The organism is Ideonella azotifigens (assembly GCF_021043325.1).
Classification (GTDB): domain Bacteria; phylum Pseudomonadota; class Gammaproteobacteria; order Burkholderiales; family Burkholderiaceae_C; genus Ideonella; species Ideonella azotifigens.
Genome location: NZ_JAJNKD010000051.1, coordinates 1 through 1,523, shown reverse-complemented (window position 1 = coordinate 1,523; position 1,523 = coordinate 1). Strand labels below are relative to the sequence as shown.

The 1,523-nt window shown below is 64.4% G+C and carries 1 protein-coding gene; it reads right to left on the bottom strand.

Annotation, left to right across the window (positions count from 1 at the left end; genetic code table 11):
* On the bottom strand, nucleotides 1-1,523 hold a 1,523-nt coding region (locus tag LRH25_RS32565), incomplete at both ends, for an ABC transporter substrate-binding protein (protein ID WP_231013295.1).

Sequence of the window (1,523 nt, the reverse complement as noted above, 5' to 3'; positions counted from 1 at the left end):
CCCTTGTCGCTGAGGTACTTGGCCGGATCGCCCTTGGGGTTCAGCTTGGGCGCGCAGTGGGCCATGCCAGCGCGCTCCAGCCGGGCCATCACGTCGTCCATTTCCTTGGCCAGGTTGTCCATCGCGCCTTGCGGGGTCTTCTCTCCGGTGACCGCCTGGGCCACGTTCTTCCACCACAGCTGCGCCAGCTTCGGGTAGTCAGGAACGTTGGTGCCGGTGGGCGTCCAGGCCACACGCGCTGGGCTGCGGTAGAACTCGATCAGGCCGCCGTACTTGGCCGCGTTCTTGGTGAAGTAGTCCGAGCGGATGTCCGAGTCGCGGATGAAGGTCAGGCCGGTGATGGACTTCTTCAGCGAGGTGGTCTTGGCGGTGATGAACTGCGCGTACAGCCAGGCCGCCGCGGTGCGGTTCGGGTCGCCGTCCTTGAAGAAGGTCCAGCTGCCCACGTCCTGGTAGCCGTTCTGCATGCCCTGCTTCCAGTACGGGCCGTTCGGGCCCGGGGCCATGCGCCACTTCGGCGAGCCGTCGTCGTTGACGACCGGCAGGCCCTTCTTGGTCATGTCCGCGGTGAAGGCGGTGTACCAGAAGATCTGCTGCGCGATCTGGCCCTGCGCCGGCACCGGGCCGGCTTCGCCGAAGGTCATGCCCATGGCTTCCTTGGGCGCGTATTTCTTCATCCAGTCGATGTACTTGGTCAGCGCGTAGACGGCGGCCGGCGAGTTGGTCGCGCCGCCGCGTTCGACCGAAGCGCCCACCGGCGTGCATTTGTCGGCCGCCACGCGGATGCCCCATTCGTCGACCGGCAGCCCGTTCGGGATGCCGATGTCGGCCGTGCCGGCCATGGACAGCCAGGCGTCGGTGAAGCGCCAGCCCAGGCTCGGGTCCTTCTTGCCGTAGTCCATGTGGCCGTAGATGGGCTTGCCGTCGATGGTCTTCACGTCTTCGCTGAAGAAGGCGGCGATGTCTTCGTAGGCCGACCAGTTCAGCGGCACGCCCAGGTCGTAGCCGTACTTGGCCTTGAACTTGGTCTTCAGGTCTTCGCGCGCGAACAGGTCGGCGCGGAACCAGTACAGGTTGGCGAACTGCTGGTCGGGCAGTTGGTAGAGCTTGCCGTCGGGTGCGGTGGTGAAGCTGGTGCCGATGAAGTCCTTCAGGTCCAGCCCGGGGTTGGTGAATTCCTTGCCGGCGCCGGTCATGTAGTCCGACAGCGCCATGATCTTGCCGTAGCGGTAGTGGGTGCCGATCAGGTCGCTGTCCGAGATCCAGCCGTCGTAGATGGATTTGCCCGATTGCATCGAGGTCTGCAGCTTCTCGACGACGTCACCCTCCTGGATGATGTCGTGCTTGACCTTGATGCCGGTGATCTCCTCGAAGGCCTTGGCCAGGGTCTTGGATTCGTACTCGTGCGTGGTCAGCGTCTCCGAGACCACCGAGACTTCCTTGACGCCCTTGGCCTTGAGCTTCGCAGCCGCCTCGATGAACCACTTCATCTCGGCCAGCTGCTGGTCCTTGTTCAGCGTCGA